The sequence below is a fragment of the uncultured Thiohalocapsa sp. genome (assembly GCF_913063425.1).
Taxonomy (GTDB): domain Bacteria; phylum Pseudomonadota; class Gammaproteobacteria; order Chromatiales; family Chromatiaceae; genus Thiohalocapsa.
This window is the reverse complement of the sequence record NZ_CAJXYK010000034.1, coordinates 1-18,968: the sequence shown is the minus strand read 5'-3', so window position 1 is coordinate 18,968 and position 18,968 is coordinate 1. Positions and strand designations below refer to the sequence as shown.

General features: G+C 67.4%; 19 protein-coding genes and 1 tRNA gene. 5 read left to right on the top strand and 15 right to left on the bottom strand.

Translation table 11 applies throughout. The features are described 5' to 3' along the window. Positions 1-102: 102 nt before the first annotated feature. Positions 103-954 (top strand): TIGR02281 family clan AA aspartic protease, encoded by an 852-nt coding sequence (locus QZ607_RS17100; protein WP_295885080.1) that lies wholly within the window; start codon positions 103-105, stop codon positions 952-954. On the opposite strand, the gene QZ607_RS17095 is transcribed toward QZ607_RS17100, so the two are convergent. After that, positions 935-1,744 (bottom strand): zinc-dependent peptidase, encoded by an 810-nt coding sequence (locus QZ607_RS17095; RefSeq protein WP_295885077.1) that lies wholly within the window; start codon positions 1,742-1,744, stop codon positions 935-937. The genes QZ607_RS17100 and QZ607_RS17095 overlap by 20 nt on opposite strands. A gap of 126 nt (positions 1,745-1,870) precedes the next feature. On the opposite strand from QZ607_RS17095, the gene ilvB reads away from it, so the two are divergent. The 4 genes from ilvB to QZ607_RS17075 all read left to right on the top strand — a co-directional run bounded on the left by ilvB (position 1,871) and on the right by QZ607_RS17075 (position 5,585). Beyond that, entirely contained in the window at positions 1,871-3,613 is a 1,743-nt protein-coding gene (gene ilvB, locus QZ607_RS17090; RefSeq protein ID WP_295885074.1) for a biosynthetic-type acetolactate synthase large subunit, read from the top strand. 221 nt (positions 3,614-3,834) lie between these two features. Beyond that, positions 3,835-4,275 carry a hypothetical protein gene (locus tag QZ607_RS17085; RefSeq protein ID WP_295885072.1) on the top strand — a complete coding sequence of 147 codons (441 nt, stop codon included), beginning with the start codon at positions 3,835-3,837 and terminating at the stop codon, positions 4,273-4,275. A 355-nt stretch (positions 4,276-4,630) separates the two neighbouring features. Beyond that, positions 4,631-4,975 (top strand): hypothetical protein, encoded by a 345-nt coding sequence (locus tag QZ607_RS17080; RefSeq protein ID WP_295885069.1) that lies wholly within the window; start codon positions 4,631-4,633, stop codon positions 4,973-4,975. A gap of 307 nt (positions 4,976-5,282) precedes the next feature. After that, positions 5,283-5,585 carry a 4a-hydroxytetrahydrobiopterin dehydratase gene (locus tag QZ607_RS17075; RefSeq protein ID WP_295885066.1) on the top strand — a complete coding sequence of 101 codons (303 nt, stop codon included), beginning with the start codon at positions 5,283-5,285 and terminating at the stop codon, positions 5,583-5,585. A 385-nt stretch (positions 5,586-5,970) separates the two neighbouring features. Here the strand turns inward: QZ607_RS17075 and QZ607_RS17070 are convergent. The 14 genes from QZ607_RS17070 to QZ607_RS17005 all read right to left on the bottom strand — a co-directional run. Beyond that, positions 5,971-6,046, bottom strand: a tRNA-Phe gene (locus QZ607_RS17070). 197 nt (positions 6,047-6,243) lie between these two features. Next, the gene (locus tag QZ607_RS17065) at positions 6,244-6,498 is read right to left on the bottom strand and encodes a hypothetical protein (RefSeq protein ID WP_295885063.1); all 255 of its coding nucleotides are present in this window, start codon (positions 6,496-6,498) and stop codon (positions 6,244-6,246) included. Between the two features lie 344 nt (positions 6,499-6,842). Beyond that, positions 6,843-7,913, bottom strand: coding sequence for a homoserine O-succinyltransferase (locus QZ607_RS17060; RefSeq protein WP_295885059.1), 1,071 nt, complete (start codon positions 7,911-7,913; stop codon positions 6,843-6,845). Positions 7,914-7,952: 39 nt separating this feature from the next. After that, positions 7,953-8,873, bottom strand: a complete 921-nt coding sequence (locus QZ607_RS17055; RefSeq protein WP_295885057.1) for an ATPase — start codon at positions 8,871-8,873, stop codon at positions 7,953-7,955. A gap of 292 nt (positions 8,874-9,165) precedes the next feature. Further along, complete coding sequence (locus tag QZ607_RS17050) at positions 9,166-11,190, bottom strand: hypothetical protein (protein ID WP_295885053.1); 2,025 nt, start codon at positions 11,188-11,190, stop codon at positions 9,166-9,168. 15 nt (positions 11,191-11,205) lie between these two features. Then, positions 11,206-13,059, bottom strand: coding sequence for a hypothetical protein (locus QZ607_RS17045; protein WP_295885044.1), 1,854 nt, complete (start codon positions 13,057-13,059; stop codon positions 11,206-11,208). Between the two features lie 1,293 nt (positions 13,060-14,352). After that, positions 14,353-14,880: a hypothetical protein gene (locus tag QZ607_RS17040; protein WP_295885041.1), complete on the bottom strand. Its 528-nt coding sequence runs from the start codon at positions 14,878-14,880 to the stop codon at positions 14,353-14,355. After that, on the bottom strand, positions 14,880-15,566 hold the full coding sequence (locus QZ607_RS17035; RefSeq protein WP_295885038.1) for a helix-turn-helix transcriptional regulator: 687 nt from the start codon (positions 15,564-15,566) through the stop codon (positions 14,880-14,882). Before QZ607_RS17035 ends, QZ607_RS17040 begins: the two co-directional genes overlap by 1 nt. Before the next feature lie 2 nt (positions 15,567-15,568). Next, on the bottom strand, positions 15,569-16,282 hold the full coding sequence (locus QZ607_RS17030) for a hypothetical protein (RefSeq protein ID WP_295885035.1): 714 nt from the start codon (positions 16,280-16,282) through the stop codon (positions 15,569-15,571). A 65-nt stretch (positions 16,283-16,347) separates the two neighbouring features. Further along, positions 16,348-17,124, bottom strand: coding sequence for a hypothetical protein (locus QZ607_RS17025; protein WP_295885033.1), 777 nt, complete (start codon positions 17,122-17,124; stop codon positions 16,348-16,350). Beyond that, positions 17,121-17,333: a hypothetical protein gene (locus QZ607_RS17020; RefSeq protein ID WP_295885031.1), complete on the bottom strand. Its 213-nt coding sequence runs from the start codon at positions 17,331-17,333 to the stop codon at positions 17,121-17,123. Before QZ607_RS17020 ends, QZ607_RS17025 begins: the two co-directional genes overlap by 4 nt. Before the next feature lie 112 nt (positions 17,334-17,445). Continuing rightward, the gene (locus QZ607_RS17015; RefSeq protein WP_295885028.1) at positions 17,446-17,772 is read right to left on the bottom strand and encodes a hypothetical protein; all 327 of its coding nucleotides are present in this window, start codon (positions 17,770-17,772) and stop codon (positions 17,446-17,448) included. Further along, positions 17,762-18,472, bottom strand: a complete 711-nt coding sequence (locus QZ607_RS17010) for a hypothetical protein (RefSeq protein ID WP_295885024.1) — start codon at positions 18,470-18,472, stop codon at positions 17,762-17,764. The genes QZ607_RS17015 and QZ607_RS17010 overlap by 11 nt, the downstream gene beginning before the upstream one ends. Then, on the bottom strand, positions 18,465-18,968 hold a 504-nt coding region (locus QZ607_RS17005), incomplete at its 5' end, for a DUF3987 domain-containing protein (RefSeq protein ID WP_295885022.1). The genes QZ607_RS17005 and QZ607_RS17010, both read right to left, overlap by 8 nt.

Genomic DNA, 18,968 nt, shown 5'->3' with positions numbered 1-18,968 from the left:
TCTGGTTGGCACCCGGGAGCACTGGTATGCTGCGACGGTGAGCACCCGGAGCGTCCCGCCGCGCATCGGGTCGCGGCGTCTCACCAACACCTGTGGTGCGTCATGCAGAGATTCTCGTTCCGGCAGCGCTCGCGGCAGACCCGCTTGCGGGCCAAGTCGCCAGCTCAATTGCCGGCTCAGGGGCTGACCCGGCTGTCGGCCCTGCTGTTCGTCGTGTCCATGGGCTGGTCGGCACCCTTGCCGGCGGCCACCCCGGCACCCGCTGCACCGCCCGAGACCCCGGAGGCGCGCCAGGTGGCGGTGGCGGCCGAGCTTGCCCGCCTCGCCGCCGACTACGGCTTCACGGTCACGGGTGACGAGCACCTGGCCGAAAGCACCGGGCGCGCCGAATCGGTCGCAGACCCGGTGCGGCGTCTGCGCACCCTGCTGGAGGGCTTCGACCACATCATCGTGCAGGATGGCCGCGGCGGTGTGGAGCGGGTGATCGTGATGGGCGCCACGGCGCCCGGCGCCACGTCGGCGGAGCCGCTGGTGGCCGTGGATGGCGGACCGCCGCCGGACGCGCCCATCGAGCTGCCCACCATCCGCCAGGGCAGCCAGCATTCGGTGCGCGTGGCGCTGGAGGGTGCCGATGGCCGCCGCCTGGCGCGGGTACTGCTCATCGACACCGGCGCCGACACCGTGGTGCTGCCCGACTCGCTCATCGAGGACCTGGGCCTCGACGAGGACGGTCTTCAGGAGCGCGAAGTGCAGACCGCCAACGGGATGACCCAGGCACTGACGGGCCGGCTCGATGCCGTCTGGCTCGGCGCGCAGCGGGTCACGGACGTCGCCGTGGCCTTCCTCGACGACGACAAGCTCGGCAACGCCGGGCTGCTCGGCATGAGTGTGCTCGGGCGCTACCAGCTCACCATCGACGACCAGGAAAACCGGCTCACGCTGAGCGGCCGCTGACGGGCCGAAGCCGCAGCGCCGGGTCCTGGCGATAAAAGTCCGCGAGCTCGGCATAGACCTCCGGGTACGCCGCCCGCAGGCGGTGCGGCAGCTCGAAGAAGAGCTCGCTGGTCACCGCGAAGAACTCCGCCGGCGAGGTCGCGCCATAGGGGTCCACCATGAACAGCGCCGGGGACAGCTCGGGCGCCGCGTCGGCGCGCCGACACAGGTCGTCGTAGGCGCGCTGCATGTGCCCCGCCCAGGCGGTGTCGTCCATGCCGCGGTGCAGCGGCGGATGGCCGTTGGCGGCGCCGTCGCACAGGTCGAGCTTGTGCGCCATTTCATGGATGACGACGTTGTAACCGCTGCGCTCGCGGCCATCCAGGGCATCGGTCAGCGACAGGATCACGGGGCCCTGTTCCCAGGCCTCGCCGCTCTTCGGCTCGTCGTCCACCCAAACCAGCCCGTCCTCGTCCACCACCTCCCGGGCCGGCACGAACTCGTCCGGGTAGACGATCACCGCATGCCAGCCCTGATACCAGTCGAGCCCCAGCTCCAGCACCGGCAGCGCCGCCTGCAGGGCCAGCTCCATGCCCGTGCGCAGGGACAGCTCGGCACCGCCGGCGGCCTCGAAGGTCTTCTGGTGCAGAAACAGCGCCGCGCTGTCGATGAGTCGGCGGCGGGCGGGGGCGTCGAAGCCGTCCAGCAGCGGCAGCGCCGCGCAGACCTCGGGCCAAAGGGCGGGGTCGATGTCCGCGTGGGCTCGCTCCAGGCGGCGGCGCTGCCACCAGCGGCGAAGTGGATTGCTCATGTGGGCGCGATGTCGTGGTGCTCGGGGACGGCATTGGCCGGCAGGGGAATTGGCGCGCATCATGGCGGGCCGGGTGCAAGGCCGTATCATGCCCGAATCAGCAGGCGCTGCCACGAGCCCCCCACCATGACGCACGACCCATCCACCCCCCGCACCGGCGCCGCGGTGCTGTTCGACGTCCTGCGCGAGCTCGGCGTGGCGGTGATCTTCGCCCACACGGGCGGGGCGGTGATCCCGCTGCACGTTGAGCTGAACCGGCGCCTGCGTCGCGGCGAGCCCGTGCCCAAGGTGGTCATGTGCCGCCAGGAGCCCGGCGCCGGCCATGCGGCGGAGGGCTATGCCCGCGCCTGCGGGCGCGTCGGCGTGGCGCTTGCCACCTCGGGGCCGGGCGCCACCAATCTCACCACGCCCATTGCGGACGCCTACAAGGACTCCATCCCCACGGTCTTCATCACCGGCCAGGTGCCGAGCGCGGCCATCGGCAGCGACGCCTTCCAGGAGGTGGATACCGTGGGCATCACCCGGCCCATCTCCAAGCACAACTACCTGGTGAAGGACATCGCGGATCTCGAGTGGATGCTGCGCGAGGCCTTCGCGCTGGCCGCGGGCGGTCGCCCCGGGCCCGTGGTGGTGGACATCTGCAAGGACGTGCAGCAGGCCGCCCTGACCCGCAGCCAACCGCCGCGCACCCGCCATCGCGCCGGGGTGCCCTTCGACGCCGCCGCCGCCGATGCCATCCTGGCGGCACTGGCGGGCGCCGAGCGCCCGGTGATCAAGGCCGGCGGCGGCGTCATCCACGCCGGCGCCGCGGACGCGCTGTGCGCCTTTGCCGAGCGCTTCGACACCCCCGTCACCACCACCTTCAACGCCCTCGGCGCCGTGCCCATGGGCGCGCCGCACAGCCTCGGCATGCCGGGCATGCACGGCAGCGTGCCGGCCAATTACGCGCTGCGCGAGGCAGACCTGATCCTCACCCTGGGCGGGCGCTTCGACGACCGGGTGGCCGTGCGGGGCTTCGCGGATGGCAAGCGCATCGCGCACGTGGACATCGACCCGAGCGAGATCGACAAGACCATCAAGTGCGAGCTGGCGCTGGTGGCATCGCTGAGCCGCTTTCTGGACTACGCCCTTACCTCCGGGCGCAGTGCCCGGCACCCGGACTGGATGGCGCGCGTGCGGCGCTGGCGCGAGCAGATGCCGCTGCCCTTCGCTGAGGGTGAGCACATCAAGCCCCAGGCGGTGGTCGCCTGCCTGTCGGCGCTCACCGACGGCCAGGCCACGGTGGTCACCGGCGTCGGCCAGCACCAGATGTGGGCCGCGCAGTATTATCGCTTCAGCCGGCCGCGCCAGTGGATCAGCTCGGGCGGGCTCGGCACCATGGGCTATGGCCTGCCGGCCGCCATCGGCGCCTGGTACGGCAACCCGGAGCACCCCGTGGTGCTGGTGGACGGCGACGGCAGCTTCCAGATGAACATGCAGGAGTTGGCCACCGTCGTCGCCAATCGTGTCCCGCTCAAGATGTTCGTCCTGAACAACAGCTTCCTCGGCATGGTGCGTCAGTGGGAAGACATGATGGACGACGGCCATCACCACGAGACCTGCCTCGCCCGGCAGTGGGATTGCGATGCGGGCTGCATCGATCTGGACCAGAACTGCCGCCGCCAGTTGCCGAATCTCACGGCGCTGAAGGCCGTCTACCCCCGCCTCTCCACCTATCGGGTGCGTGTGCCGTCCAAGCTTCACGAAGTCCTGGAGCAGGCCCTGGCAGAACCCGGACCTGTGCTGGTGGATGTCTGGGTGGACAAGGCGGAAAATGTCCTGCCGATGGTCCCCCCGGGCCAGCGGCTGACGGCGATGATCGAAAGTTGATGAGTGGATTCAGTGTCTTGTACCAAAGTGGCCGCGACGGCGCCCGCGCAATTCAGCTACACTTTCTCCGGTAAAGGCCAGCGCGGCGCAGGCTTGCGAGAGCGCCATCGCGCCGCCGATGTCCAGCCGCAGACGTCGGCGCGACGCCAGCGCCGACAGCCGAAATCCTGTTGCCTCACCACCACAGACAACGACAGCGCTCCGATGGAGGATGCCCTGCAATGACTGCCTTCTCTAAGCTGCATGCTCAGAACCACAAGATCACCGAGCTCTCCAACGTCTTCCTGTACCTGGTGCAGAACCGGGAGATGTGCGACACCGAGACCGCCTGTGACGTCTTCTTCGAGTACACCGGCAAGGTAAAGGAGCATATCGAGCTGGTGGACCGCGAGCTCTGCGGCAAGCTCATCTCCTATCCGGACCAGACGGTCAAGAACACCGCTGACCGCTTCCTGTCCGGCTCCACGGAGATCAAGCGTATCTTCAACCGCTACCTCAAGGACTGGTGCAACGAGTCAAGCCGCCGCCTCACCATCCGCAACCACGGCGAGTTCCTGTCGGAAACCGAGCAGATGTTCGGTCTGGTGCTCGACCGCATCCAACGCGAGACGGAGCACCTCTATCCGCTCATCCGCAAGCTGGAGGAGCGGGAGGCGGCCTGACGCCGGCGCTCGCCACAACCCGACGGCCGCCGGCAGCAGTGCAGACGGCCGTCGGCGGCGTCTCGGCAGCCCAACCTTGGTGTCGATTCGCCTGCGTCGGCGACGGACGCCGTCGGCCCCCGTCAGTCCCCTCCACGGGCAACCGCCACAGATCCGTTCACCCATGGGCAGAACGGTCATATTGCTGTCATCTGCTAAGCTTAGGCTTTGAACAGCAGCGCGCCGGAAGGCGCAGGCATCCGGATGCGCCCGCTCATGCGCGAAGGCAGATCCCGGACAGCAGATCCGGCAGCGCGTGTCTTTCCCCCGACCTGCGGGCCGCTGTGCGGTGCCCGCCACCCAACTGGAGGTCTCCATGGCATTTCCCCTGATTCCCTTCGCCGCGGGCGTTGCCGTCGGCTCGCTGGCCACCTATGGCGCCACTGACAAGGCACTGCACGAGCGGGCCGCTCAGCTCACCGGCAAGGTCGTCAGCGGGGTGAAGGCCGGTGCGGGCAAGGTGGCCGAATGGGTGCCCGCCTTCGGCCGCAGCACCAAGCAGACGGCCGCCGCCGCGGTGGAAGCCGTCGAGCACGGCGCCGAGAGCGTCTCCGCCAAGGCCAAGTCCGTCGTCGACGCTGCGATGAAGAAAGCCAAGCGCACCGCCAGGAAGGCCGAAGAGGCCGCCGGCGACGTCGCCGAAGGCAAGCAGGACGCCTGACACCGGGTAACAGGGGCGAAGCCGGCATCCGCCATCCACCGCCCGCCGGCTCCGCCCCGACCCATGTGAGAACACTGTCGCCGCAGCGCGGATATGCGAAGCGCATCCGCCACCCGCACTGCCCCCACCGCAGCGCCGCGCTGCCGCACGCCCCGCAAGCGGGCACCGGTGCACTTCTGCACTTAACGAAGCGTTAGTCTGCTCCCTCGCCCCTCGCCCCTCGCCCCGCCCAACCCAATCCCCCACTTGAACCCAGGCTGCACCGGGGCAACCTCCGCTCTCGTCACCCCCAAACCAGGAGATCCCGATGAGCCGCACCAAGCTGACCGACCAAGAGATCCAAAGCGCCCTAGCCGCCCTCAACGCCTCCGTGCCCTCACCATGGCAGGTCGTCGACGGCAAGCTGCACAAAGAATTCCAGTTCAAGGACTTCAACGAGGCCTTCGGCTTCATGGCCCGTGCCGCGCTGGTGGCGGAAGCCATGGACCATCACCCGGAATGGTTCAATGTCTACCGCACCGTGCGGGTGGACCTCGCCACCCATGATGCCGGCGGCATCACGGAGCTGGACTTCAGTCTTGCCGGGCGCATGGAGACCATTGCCGGCTGACCGGCATCGGGCGCCGCGGTCTCGGCGGGGAGGATGGCGGGCGCGACCAGGACCGACATCAGCAGCAGACAGGCCAGCAAAGGTCGCGTACGGGTGCGCCCGACGCGGCACATGGGTGTCTATTGGGCAGAGCATCCGGGGTGTCAGGCAAAGCCAGCGTGCCGCCCCATTCAAGGCAATGCAAGCCCGGCTCCCGACGTCTACCGGCACCTGCTCCCATAACACACGCAGAAGTCCCCACCTTCGCCAAGCCCCAAACGGCAAAAGCCCCGGAGCCCAGCGACGGCGAGGCATCCGAGGCTTTTGGCGCAGCACACAGGCGCGCGCAAACCGCACGACAGACCGCAGCTGATGAGACCCTAGAAAAGGTTAAATGCTTGAAAAATGGTGCCCAGGGACAGAATCGAACTGCCGACACGGGGATTTTCAATCCCCTGCTCTACCAACTGAGCTACCTGGGCGGGGGCGGGACGCACGCAGTGTTGCCGTACGAAGCCCGTCATTAGAACCTAATCAGCGCATCCTCGTCAAGGACAGGATGACCCGCGCGCGCAATCGCCGACGACCGAACCTCGGCAAAAAAGGGGCCGCATAGGCGGCCTCTTTCAATCTGCACCTTTGAGCCCCGCATGCGGCGGCCTGCAGGGGCTCGGATGGTCTATTGCAGATTCTCCGGCAGCCAGGCGGCAATGCGGGTGCGCTCCGCGGCGACGTCGATGTCGCAGTAGCGGTTCAATACGCCCAGCGCTTCGTCGAGGTCGTGGCAGCCGTAGTCGTCCACGACGACATGGTTGCTCCAGTCCTCGACGAAGTAGTGGTGCTCACCACCGCCGGTTGCGCAACGGATCCGGTAGCCGGAGCCGGTCCATGGGTCCCACTTGTAGCGGATGACGTTCTCTTGCTCGTCGAACATTTTGATCGTTCTCAGTGATGCTTACTTTCGGTGCGGGCCTCGCCCTTGATCTGCCTGCGGATTTCGGGTTTTCCCGGAGCTCCAAACCACGCATGTGGCCGTTGGGCCACAGTTGGTCTGTTAAGGCAAGTGTAGGCAGCCGTCCGGACCTTGACAAGCAGGTAACCAACGCATGTTTGAGCCCCACAGAATGACGGTTTCGTAAGGAATTTCTTAAATGCCTGACAAACAGCCTCGCCCACCCTGCCATCAGTCCGTAATGTTGCAGTTAGGCGACAAGCTTGTAACATCTGGAGGCGGAGCAGCGCCCGTTGCGCGCTGCATTCCGATGCCGCCGCGGGCCGTCAGCGACGCAGTGCGAGGGGATCATCCGGGTCCACGCCGTCCATGAATGGGATGCGCCGGTCGTTGTTGGTGACCCGGTAGATGAGGCCCATCCAGTTGCCGATGACGCCCTCCGCAGTGTCGCGCCAGGTGTTGTCGAGGGTCTCGGCGATGCGCGCTTCGGGCAGCTCGGGTGGCGGGCGCCCACGGTCGAGCTCGTGCTCCAGCAGGTGGCGGTACTCGTCCAGCACCGCGCGGGTCTTGCGGCTGAAGATGTTGTCTGGGAATGGTGGATAGTCGGGACGTGCGCCGGTGGCGTAGCGCGCGACCTCGCGCTTGTACTCTTTCAGCAGCGAGACCGTGTCGTACTCCGGATGCCCCTGGAACATCACCAGCCGCAGTCCGTCGCCGCTCACCGCCAGGTGCACGCCGGCGGTCCCGCTCTCCACCAGCACCCGCGCGCCGGCGGCCTCGAACTGGTCGCGACCGACTTCGTTGAAGCGCGAGTGCGGCACATCGAACAGGGTGTTGACGCTGGTGACCAGCGGATGGCTGCGGTCCACCACCCGGTGCGCATAGACGCCCCAGCGCTTGAAGCCCAACGGCCGCCGCGGCTGCCCGTAGCGGAACTGCATCACGGCGTGGGTGGCGAGGCAGGAGCAGAGCGTGGACGTGACGGATTCACAGGCCCAGTCCACCACCTCTTTCAGCGGGCGCCAGAAGGGCTCCCGGGCGATGTCCGGTCCGGCGACATTGGCGCCGGTGATGATGAGCGCATCCAGCCCCTGCTCGCGCACCTGTGCAAAGGGCTCGTACCAGCGCCGGATATGCTCGCGCGCATCCGGCGAGCGCGGCAGCTCGTCCAGGGTGAAGGGGTGCACGTAGAACTGCGCAATCTGGTTGCTCTGCCCCACCAGCCGGAAGAACTGGCGCTCGGTGGCCGCCAGCGCCGCGTCCGGCATCATGTTGAGCAGCCCGATGTGCAGCTCGCGGATGTCCTGCGCAATGGCGCGGTCCGACGGCAGGATGTTCTGGCCCTCGGCGCGCAGGCGCTCGAAGGTGGGCAGGTCGTTGTGGGCGACGATGGGCAAGGATCTGGCTCGGTCGAGGGCGTCTCAGGCGAGGGCTTCTCAGGCGGTGGCGTCGGGCTCCGCGGGCGGCGGTGTGGCGCCGGTGGAGGCAGGATAGCCCGCGGTGTCGCCGCCGGCCGCCTTGCGCGCGATGGCCGTTTCGATGAGCGCAAGGAAGTCCTGCTCGTCGCGGACGGCGGCCACCTCCGTGGACTCCACCACATAGCCGTGGGGGCGGGCGATGGCCTCGTAGCGGGGCACACGGGAGTGGAAGAGCCGCGGGAAGACCCAGCGGGTGAAGTCGTCCGGGTCGATGTCCGCCACATAGGTCAGCCCGCGCTCGGCGAGGTAATCCTTGACGGCGGACTTGAGGAACGCCGGGCGGAAGTAGAGCGGCTTGGGGTCTGCCTGGGCGCGGCGGATGAGCTTGATCTCGTCCTGCTGCGGCACACGGATGTAGAGGATCAGCGTGTGGCGGGCGAGCAGGTCGATGACCTCCGGTGCCTCCAGCTCGCACAGGCTGCCGCCCACGTCGTTCACAAAGTGGCTGTAGCCGTAGATACGCCGGGCCTTGTCGATGAAGGCCGGCACGTCGCGCATGGCCTGGATCTCGGCCTCCCGGTACATGGCCTGGCGGCGATTGAACTCCTGCAAGGACAGCCCGTTCTTGTCCGGGTCCCCGAGCTGCCCGACGAAGCTCAGCACAGGGCCCAGGTTGTCCACCGCGATCTTGTTCTGGATGGCGATCCAGTCCCGACGCAGCAGGTCGCGCAGGAAGGGCACTTCCATGGCCTTGGACTTGATCAGGTCCAGGATGGGCTCATCCAGGTAGCGGGTGCCGATACGATAGTCGCCGGAGTAGTGGAACCAGTCACTGCGCCGCAGCAGGGCGGACAGGTAGGTCTTGCCGACCCCGGACATGCCGAGCAGCGTGACGCTGCGGTGCTGCCAGTTGCGGAAGGCTTGGATGTCGAAGTGCACGGGTCGGGAACGGGCTGACGGGTCAGGCTGCTTAATGCTTCCAGCGCGCAGCATAAAGTATTAGGCCGCCGGACCGCCATGGCCTGCAAGAGGTCCAGCCGAGAGCGGTCTGGCACCGCTCCCGCGAGGCTTGACCTGCGCCAATCCCCGACAGGGAGCCTGAGAGGGGGCATCCGCTCGGCGTGCCTCGCCCCTGTCGAAGCAGGGGACGATGGGCATGACTGCGGCGCACTTGCAAGCGCCCGCAAAGGCACCGGCCGCGTCCCTGCGCCGCAGTCGAGACTTTGGCGCCTCAGCGCCCAGACGTCGCCGACGCCAGCCGCCGCGCCGCGAGGAGTGGCACCAAACCGATGCCGATGAGCGCGACAGCCCCTGGGGCCGGCGCCTCCCGCAAGGTCGCCTGAAGCGTGAACGACAGTGTTGATGCGTTGGGCTCGCCGACGTCGTGGGCGCGATACATGTCGGTCACAAAGTCGAGCTGCGCAGTCCAGGTGCCGATGTCGGTGTCGTCCGGATCGAAGCGGATGCGCACCGCCGGGAACCGCGTATCCGTCGCAACAATGGTCTCCTCCGTGCCACTGACTTCACCGGACTCGATCTCGAACAACCCATTCGGGTTCGACAGCGCTGGGATCGATACGCTATACAGGGTCAGGTCCGTCATGTCACCCTCATCCACGCCGAACAAGTTGCCGAGAATCAGATCGGCGACCAGAAAGTCATCGCCGACGTCGAGAGTGCCGAGGTCGATCGTCGAGCCATACGCCAACCAGTCCGCGGAGCCAGACGTGTCCGGCGACGCTACGTTGGAGACGCCGAGGATAGGGCTCTTTGCCGTCGCCTGGACGGTACGGGTCTGGTCGGGACTCAAATCGGCGTCGCTGGTGATGTCCTGCGTCACCGTGAAGCTCTTGCCGGTGGAACCCGCGTCACTGACGTCGAAGATCACCCCCGACGCATCGAAGGTGTAATCGCGCTGGTCCGTGGCCGAACCCGACGCGGCAAGAGAGAAGGATTGGGTGCCGGACGGCCCGATCTCCGTTGTGTCACCGGTGAGCGCCGCAAACTCACCAGTGATGACTCCGCCGCCGACGTTCTCGACCTGGATGCTGTCGGTGGTGGCGGTCGGGTCGCCGGCGCGGGCGTTCGGTAGGGTGAGCGTGTCATCCGGCGTGACCCGAAGCTCCGACGCCGCAGCAGGATTCAGAATCAGGTCGAAACTTCCATAATACGCATCCGGCGGCGGAAGAAAGTCCGTGTTCGCCGAAGTCGCATTATTCCAACACGACTCGTTGCCGCCCGGACCGCAATTCGACGCTTCGTAGAATTGAAACTCGATCATGTCTCCGGGATCGATCATCACCGTCGTCTTCGCGTCCGACGGTGTATTCGGATCGGCCGTGCCATTGTCGGTGAAGAAATAGGTCTTCCCATCCGCCGGGTTACCGGAGACACCCACAAACCGATAATCGGGGAAACCATAATCCGACGGGCTATTGAATTCAAAGTAGTCAGTCGACTCGTCTCGCACCCCCGCCTCCGACTCCGGACGCGCCACAATCCAGTCCCGAACTTCCGCCTTCACTCCACCGTTGTCGCCGTCGTAGATACGGACGGCCATCAGCTGATCGGTAATAAAGTGTGCGTTATTGTTCGGGTCGTTAGGGAAGTAACCCAACAGATTTTCACTTCCGTTTACTTCGTAGGCGATCATAGAGCCCTGCCCCAAGTCTCGACGTCCAGCTTGAGTGTAATTGCGTCCCGCGGGATTATCGCCGTCAGGATTAGGGGGGCCTAATCGGTCAGTGCCTGACACAAAAGTAAGGGAATCTAAGGTGAACGACTGCGGCCCCCCGCTGTCGCCCCGATACTCTACTTGAAGAACGGAGTTGAGCGAGGTGCCACCGGCATCCACTTCGTCGTAGGTGCCCCAACTGAAGAGGAGGGCCTGAGCTGTGCCGCCTTGGGCAGTCGGGTTTGGCGCCGGCTGCGCTGGAAAGCCTGATCCTTCACATCGTGAAGTTCCGCCGCCCGTCCCACCTGCGTTGTCACAGTTTTCAGAGAACCGTGTCCAATAGGTCTGATCAAGACCCACCGAAAACGTCCTGTTCGCTTCCGGCGTCGCCGCGCTGAGATTGACAGCGATGGGGTCAAGAGTAATCACCGCCTGCGCCGAGCCCACCGCAAAGCAACCGGCGACGGCGGCCGCGAGTGGTGCGCCGAGCCGGCGGTACTGACACTTACGCGAACGCACTTCGACCGGCACGGTCACTTCATCGCTGAGCTGGCGCCGAGGCGGCATCTGCTGCTGCGTCATTGTCATCACTCCTGCTTACCGCCGCGCCGACGCGCGCCGCGCCCGCACACCCGCAAGCCCCGCCAGCCCCAAACCGATCAGGGCAAGGGAGGCGGGCGTCGGCGTCGGCTCATAGCCGAAGCTGGAGCCGGTCAGCGTGAAGCTGAGGCGGCCACTGTTGTTGCCGAAGGCGGTATTCATGTCGGTTTCGAAGAACAGGATGGCTTCGTAGTCCGTGACGTTGCGGGTCGGGTCGAATTGGATCCACATGTCCGGCAGGGGGGTCGTCCCGCTTCCTTGCGAGCCGTCAGTGGACACCAGATTGCCGTCACCGAGGATGATCTTCTCGAACGCGCTGGCGATCTCCGCGCCACTGGCACAGTCACCGGTCATTGCGGTCAGAATGCAGTAGTAGTTGCGCGGATCCGAGGCGTCATCGATGCCCACATTGAGCAGACTGAGTGATGTCAGCATACCGAGATCGGCGCCAAACAAATTTTCGATGAGCAGCTTCTGCAGGCCCGGTGGATCAGTTCCGATCTCCACCGTGCCGAGGTCGATCTTATCTGCGTCAGCGCTGGAGTTGTAGGGCAGGTACCGGGCGCCGTCGTCGGCCCTGACGCCGAGAATCGGACCCACCACCGTCCCGGACACGGTGCGCGTCTGCGGGCCGGTCGGGTCAGCGAGGTCATCCGGATTCTGGATGAAGTCGTTCGGGTTTCGCAGGCTCACTTCCTGCGTCACCTGGAAGGTTTGCCCGTCGGTGTCCGTGAGATCGAGGTCGATGCCGCTGCCGTCGAGCGTGAAGCTGCGGGTGAAGGTGTCGCCCGGCGCCAAGTCGATGCTGTCGTTCAAACTGCCGCCGTCGCCGGCTGCGATCTGCGTCGTATCACCTGTGACCGCATTGAACGTCAGCTCCAGCGTGGGGTTGCCGCTCAGCGCCTCACCGGTGTTCTCCGCCGTGATGTCGCCCGCCGTACCAGATGTCCCCGCACGCACGTCCCCGAGCTCGACATCCGGCACACCGGGTGTGGTCGCCTTCGCCGGGTCCAGCTCCAGACGCGGCCCCACGTTGAGCTGGATGCTGATGTCATCCATGAAGCCGACCGGCACGTCGCCTGGCACGGGAGAGGTTGCACTGCCCACGAACAACTCGATGGTCAATACGTCGCCATTACTGAGGCTGCCCCGCTTGCTCTGCGGAAGCTCCGTGAGAATGTCTACTGGGAAGGGCTGCGCCGTACTGATCGCGGTACCATCTTGGTTGGGAAAAGGATCGAAGAGCTGGAAGGGTGTCCCATCGACCACGATGTCTTCCGCGGCGAGCCCAGGCAGACTCACCGAGGCGTTGAAGCTTGCAACGAAGTACGGCGCAGTTCTGGTGGATTCCCACTCTGCGGCGCCGCCAGAGGAATCGAACGCATATTCGTTCCGCCCATACGCCAGGAAGAGCCCCTCTCCCTGTGTCGGCGCGCCAAAATTCGCTTCCCAAGTGCCCGGGACAAAGCTGGGGGCAAAGCGGAAGGATCGGGGGCCGCTTGCCGGGCCCATGGGCTCGGTGTCCGCAGTACGAATGGCGACGTTTCGGATCACTTCGCTCGGCTGCGTGCCCGTCCACTCCACTTCGATGGTGGTGTTGTTGGTATTCCCACGCGCGCCCCAGAAGAAGAGGGTGCGATCGCTGTCTAGCGGAGCGACCACCGCACCGCAGCCGAGACCGCTGGTGGACACGTTCGGGCAGTTGGCAGCCCATTCGTTGTAAGCGGCGACCTCCGATGTGGCAGTTTCGACGTCGGTGATGGAGCCAAGCTGGACCGTTTGGACGGCCGCAGCGGGCGTCACAGCACCGGCCAGCAGGGCGGCAGCAGCGAGGGGAATACGCTTGGGCATCGGGAGCTCCGGAGCGACAGGGGGATCAGCGCCGGTACTGTACCAGCTTTGGCGCGGTTCACTGATGTAGAGATAAGAGTACCACTGACCGCTAAGCAAGTATCACACCTTATTTATAATCGCTCGCTTATTCAGTGTGTTACAGGCCCTTGTCGATTTGGCGCCAGAACCGCGGAGGAAGGATTGTAAAAAATGTGGACACTCCGGGCGACTCGCAGGGCGTAGCGGCGACATCCCAACGCGGGGCGCGTCGAGCGCACGGGCGTCACCGCCAGATGGATCGCTGCAATCGACACCCATGCGACAGCCGGAACCGATGAGAGGCCGGACAAACGCGATACCGCCGTACTTGACAAATCACGGAAGTACCTGGGAACCAGAGGTGGCCGCAACAGCGCATCGAAGGCTGCCTGGGGCACGCCACTGTAAAAGGATCGTGACAACGCCGAACCCGGCAGTCGGGTGGACTTGGTGGGCCGTCTAGGATTCGAACCTAGGACCAAGGGATTATGAGTCCTTACGGTTCAATAACTTACGCGATTTCCCACAAATCCGCACCACAAAAAACAACCGCTTATCGGTTTGTGGGCGTGCCCGATGGTGGGGCCTTGTGCCGAGTGTAAGGCAGGAGTGGACTCAGTTTGGACTCAGGGACTCGGCGCGCGGGGCTCCCGGTGCCTGTCGGTCCCGGACCTTGGCTTGCAGCTCATGGCGCCCGGCATCGCGCCCCGCAACCGCGGGTGCCGCTCGCAGGCGAGCCACAACGGGCGCCGACCATGGGCAGGGCTCAGGGCCTCGCCAGCGCCGACCCTATACCGACAATTCCCACAATCCTCAAAACCCCGGCGCCGACCCTGTGCGACGGCTCGGGCTTCGGGTGCCCATGGGACGGCGGCCGATGCCGGCGGGGAGGGCTCGCCAGCGGCGGGCGGGCTCGCAGGCGCCGACCCTGTGCGGTGCGCTGGCCAGCCGATGCGCGCGGCGGCTGAAGGGAAAAACCATGTTCCCGTCATGGCCGATAGACGCGCGGGCCGCATGGCAATTTTCGATCCATCACGGAAAGGCGATAGGTTGACTTCGGCGTGTGGTTATTCCGGCGCGCTGATGCTTGGGCACGGTGCCCGTGCAGGTGTAGGGGGTCGGCAACGGCTCAGGCTCGCCAGCGGGCCGCTACGGGCGCCGGGCGTCGTCCGGGTGCAGTGGGCAGGGGGCAGCGCCCGCGGCGGCTTAGGCGGGCGGGAGGGCAGCGCGGCGCCATGGTCGGCGCCGGTGCTTTAGGGGGTGACGATTCGGCTACGGTGCGTCGTCGTCGGCTTCGATCAGTGCCCCGTCGGCGTCCAGGTCGAACAGGGCGCCTTCTTCGGCTTCCATGGTCAGCCCAAGCCGTTCGGCACGTCCGAGCATGGCCTGCCGCTGTTGCTCGGCATGCTCCAGGGCTTGCTCGTGGATTTTCCGCAGGGCTTCCCGGTCGGCGTCGGTGAAGCTGTGCTGTTGCTCGACTTCAACCTTGTCGCGCCATGCCTCGGGCCGTCGATTCTTCAGCCAGAAGATGCAGGCAACCGTGTCCGGCGGGTGGTGCTTGCCGGTCTCGTCCACGTAGCCAGTCGCACGGCGGTACAGGGCAGCCGCAACGGCAGCGTTGGCGGGTGCCTTGCCGTTGGCGAGGGCTTCGGCGAACTCGGGATGCGCGCGCTTCCAGCGGTGCAACTGCCGCGTGCTGACGTTCAGCACGTCGGCAATTTCGTCATCCACCAGCCCGAGCAGCGCCAGCCGGTGCGCCAGCTCGCAGAACTCGGGGCGGTACTTCGCTCGGGCGGGCATCAGCCGTCCTCCGGGTCGTGATCGGTCACGGGGCCATCGGCAACGCGGCGCCCGTCCTCGTGGAGCTTCGCTAGACGGCTGCACAGCCGGGCCGCTGTCGATGCCGACTGCTGTACCTTCAGCGCCAGCGATGCCCCGCCGGGCATGTCGGGCCATCCTGGGTTCAACGCGACGAAGCGTTGCAGTGCTGACGCGGCGCCCGACGTGAGACGGGTCAGCGCGGCGCAGTCGGCTTCCAGTTCGGCAATGCGAGCCAGGGCGGCAGTCATGGCGTGCACGTCCCGGCGGCGTTGCTCATCCCAAACGGCGCCCATGATCCCGACCACGGCGCGCTCAGCCGCACCAAGCGCGTCGGCCTCCGGGTCGTCCACGATCCCGAGCAGGTAGTCGGCACTGACGCCATACAGCCGGGCGGCGCGCGGCAGCAGCCACAACGGCACTGCCGAGCGCCCGTCAAGATGCGACTCGATGCGGCTCAGGTTGCCTTTCTGCACGTAGCCGAGCAGCCCGGCGGCTTCTTGTTGCTGGAACCCGGCAAGCTCGCGTGCGTTTCGCAGCCGGCGGCCGATCTCACGCGCAAGCTCAACCTGTGCCCAGCGGCTTGGGGTACCGCCGGAGTGTGCCGGCGGCTCGGTGGATTCCTGCGCCGCATCGTCGCGGCGCGCGTCGGCGGGTGCGGCGCCCATGCTCAGGCGGCCTCGGCGTCGTGACGGGCAACGGCAGCGTCGGCGGCGGCCTCGATGCGGGCCTGTTCGCGGACGCGCTCGCGGTCCTTGGCCTTGCGGGCGGCTTCGGCGGCTTCGGCCCGTTGGCGGGCTTCGGCTTCGCGCGCAAGCCCAACGGTGTCCTTCATGCGCTCGTCCACGGCTGCAATCTGCGCGGGCATCGTGACCTCCGCGCGCTCGGCGGCGGCGGCTACCTCGTCGGCGGTAGGCTTCGCGCGGGCGGCGGCTTCGTCGGTGGTCAGCCCGGCCTCGGTCAGCGTCGCAACGGCCGCCCGGCGCTGGTCCGTCAGGCGGCGCAGCCGGTGCTCGGCGGCGTGCTTGTCGCCCATCAGGCTCTCGCGCTGCCGCTGAAGGTCGGCGCGGACGCTGGACAGCCCGCGGTTCAGAGCCGTCGCCAGGTCAGCCGAATGCGCGCGCCCGGTGTGCGCGGCGGCGATCTGCGCATTGACGGCCTCAAGCTCCTTCTCGGCGGCGCGAATCGCGTGTTCGGGGCGCCAGTGGGCGGCTTCCAGGGCGGCGTAAACGCGGCCTTTCAGGGACGTTTGGGCGAGCATGTGGCGCGCGTCGGCAAGCTCGCGGAGCTTGAGGGCGAGCCGGTTGCCCGCGGCGCCAGTGGCGGCGTCATGGCGGGCGGCTTGCTCGGTCAGGGTCAGGGTCTCGGCGGTCTTTGCGGTCATGGGTGCCTCCTGGGGCGTTGCGGTGGTCGGTGCGGGGTTGGTCGGTCAGCGGGAGCGCGGGCGCGTCAGACAGCGCCCTTGAAGCCCATCCAGTCGGAACCGTCGATAGCGGTCAGTGTTGCGATGGTCAGCGGAACCTGCATCTGCACGAACCGCCCGTGCTCGTCGGACGGGGAATGCAGCGGGATGCCGACGGACTCGATGACCAACGGCGCGAAGGTCCGACCCTTGTAGGTCATGGCGAGCGTGCGCGGGGCCTTGCTGGGCATCGCGGCGGCGACAAGGTTGTTCAGGTCATACCGGCCCGCCCGAAGCGCGTCGTAGACGTTCAGCAACGTGCCTTCCGGGGCGAGTGATTCGGGCAACGCCAGCGTCACAAGCCGATCCAACGGCGCCTCAACCTCGGTCGCAGGGTCCGACCATGCGCGGAACAGCGCCGTGCACTGGATGCGCAGCGGCGGCATGCCGCTGAATACCTGCGTGCTGTTCAGCTTCGTTACGCCTGTGCGCCCGCGGCCGGTCTCCATCAGCCCGGAAATCGCCCCGCCGATGCCCCCGCCGATGCGCTCAGCCAGCGGTTGCAGGGCGCCGGATTGGAGCATCGCGGCCATGGTCGGCGCCCGTGCCTCGGGGCCTGCGCCTTCAAACGGGCTCTGCCAGTTCAGCAAGATGTCCAGTTGCACATCGTCTGTCAGCGCGCATTGCACCGACGGGCCGTCAGGGTCAGCAGCGCCTTTGTGGTCACAGGCGGCGAAGGTGGCAATCAGGGTCGGTGAAAGCCCAGCCCACAGCTCGGACGGGGCGCCGGACAGCGGTTCCAGGATCGACGGCAACCGGGTCATCGCTTGGGCTCCTGCGGCGCGTCATCCATGACGACACGACGCCAGCCGGGGCGGCGGTCGGCCTTGCCTACCTTCCAGCCGCCGGGAACGGGCCGGGCGGCAAGCTCGCCAGGGCGGGCGGCCGTGCCCATGACGAACGCGGTTCGGCATCGGCTGCCGTCGCAGTGCTGGATGATGGTGGGCTCGGGCAGCGGGGTCGGATCGGTCATGGGTCGGGGCTCCGGGGTCGGTGGGTCGGTCGGGGCGTAGAAAGCTCGCTCAGCGGCGAGCCGGGCGGCGGATGGGCGGCGTTCGGGGTTTCGCATGGGTCAGGCTCCAGTGTCAGGCGGCGCGGCGCATGGCGCGGTCAACGGTCAGCAGCACGCGCGATGCGGTCTTGCGGTCGGCTTCTGCGCGCACGCACAGCCCGACACGGCGCCCGTCCATGTCGGCCAGTGCGGCAACATGCCCCAGCAGCCCGGCGGCTCTGAGGGCTTCCCGTGCGCGCTCAGCGGGGCTCGCATCGGGCGCGAAGGCATCGCAGCGGCGCCACGCGCCGGGGCTCTTGATGGGGCGCCCATCAATCGGGCAGCGGGCCTTGCTGCGGTCGGCGTGCGCGCAGTCCAGGCAGCGGACGCGGGCGCGTGCGGTCGGGGCATCAGCGGTCATCGGCGGGGCTCCAGTCAGGGCAGCGGTGAACCGCGTTCGGCCATAGGGCCGGCGCTTTGCGGCTCGCCTTGGCGTTGATGCGGCAGCGGCCGATGCCGGCGCTGCTGCCGGCGCGGTTCGGCTCGAAGTGCCCGCAGGTCGCGCATGTGACGGGCGCGGCCGGTGCTGTCGGGGCGGGTTGCGAGGGCCTGGGGACGGGCCGCCCGGCAACCCGGTTGAAGCACCACGGGCAGGCGATGACGCGGGCCGGGGCGCCTTCCCACAACAGCACGGGGCCGCAGCCGTCGCAGTGGGCAGGCTGCGTGTAGTCGTCCGGCGGAATGCCTTGCTCGCGGAGTCGGCGGACTTCCGCGGCGCGGCGAAGGGCGGCGAGTGCATCGGGGTCGTCGCGGACCAAGGGCCAGTCGGGGCCGGCGGCGGCTTCCAGGTCGTACACGTTGCCCTTGGTTTTCGGGTCCGGGGTGGGCGAAACGGGCGAATTGGGCGAATCGCCAGCAACGGCGCGGCTTTCGGCGGGGCGAATGCCGGGCGAATCGGGGCGAATACCGGGCGAACCACAGGGTCTTTTCGCCCCCGTTCGCCCCTCGTTCGCCCCTGCGTCAGTCCAGCAACGGCGCGGGTTTTCGCCTAATTCGCCCCTTTCGCCTAGGTCGCCGGGCGAAATCAGGTCGGCATACACGTCCAGCAGGCTCTCACTCATGGACTGCGCTCCAGGTGTCCCGATCTCGGACTGCCAGCCGTGCACCCTCCAGGGTTGCGGTCGCGGTGTCGCGGGCGCTGCGGCTGCGGAGTGCCTTGGGGCCGGTCCTGAGGATCGCGGTCTCGGACGCGGCGGCGCCGGGGCGCGTCAGCAGCCAGCGATACAGCGCGAGGGCGTGCGCGTGCGCGCGGGCGGTGTCGCGGTCACCGAAGATGCCGCGCCATGTATCGACGCTGTAGAGCGCGAGCGCGATGCCCCCGCGCATGGTCGCGTCATCGATCTCCCGGCGGCCGGCATAGGCGGACAGCACGCCAGCGATGCGGTACGCGTGCTCGGCGGCTCGGAGCGCGAACGGGCGGACGGCCTCCAGGCGGGCGCCCGCGGTGCGTGCCTCGCGCTCCATCAGCTCGAAGAACCTGCCGGCGCGGGCGCGGGCCTCGGGCGCTGACTCAATGGCGGGCAGGCGGGCGCAGTCGTCGCCGATGGGCTCGGCGAG